Raw genomic sequence first — 454 nt, forward strand, 5'->3', positions numbered from 1 at the left:
TAGATCACAGCCTGTCTCTTATACACATCTAGATGTGTATAAGAGACAGCATGTTCTGTTCACGCAAGGCCGCTACCAGGCGGCGCAACGCAGGTTCGCCGCCCAGTTCCGGGTTAACCTGGGTCGGGTCCACCACATCGTAGCCATGCATGGACCCGGCGCGCGCTGCGAGCAGGGGCGAGGCGTACACGTGGCTGATGCTCAGACTGGCGAAATACGGCACCAGGGGCACCGCCTGATCCAGGGTGAAGTCTTTATGGAACTGCAAGCGCAAAGTCGCGCGCAACGGTTGGATTAATGGTTGGTTCATTGGTCACGCTCACCGGCTTGAAGTCGCGCGCAGGCGAGCAGTTCCAAACGCCGGGCGGCGTCGGGGTCGTCGAGTAATGCCTCGCTGTAGCCCGGCAAACGCCGGCTCCAGTTTGGATGGGTATTGATGGTGCCGGGCAGGTTG

At 60.4% G+C, this 454-nt stretch carries 1 protein-coding gene; it reads right to left on the reverse strand.

What is annotated here, in order from left to right; translation table 11 throughout:
* Positions 1-28: 28 nt before the first annotated feature.
* Positions 29-310 (reverse strand): malto-oligosyltrehalose synthase, encoded by a 282-nt coding sequence (locus JMF97_RS32495; protein WP_203224688.1) that lies wholly within the window; start codon positions 308-310, stop codon positions 29-31.
* Positions 311-454 lie beyond the last annotated feature (144 nt).

It is taken from the genome of Micromonospora fiedleri (assembly GCF_016774385.1).
Classification (GTDB): domain Bacteria; phylum Actinomycetota; class Actinomycetes; order Mycobacteriales; family Micromonosporaceae; genus Micromonospora; species Micromonospora gifhornensis.

Bases quoted from the DNA above. Each gene is read 5' to 3' on its own strand.
- JMF97_RS32495 (WP_203224688.1), bottom strand. From the start codon at position 310: ATGAACCAACCATTAATCCAACCGTTGCGCGCGACTTTGCGCTTGCAG.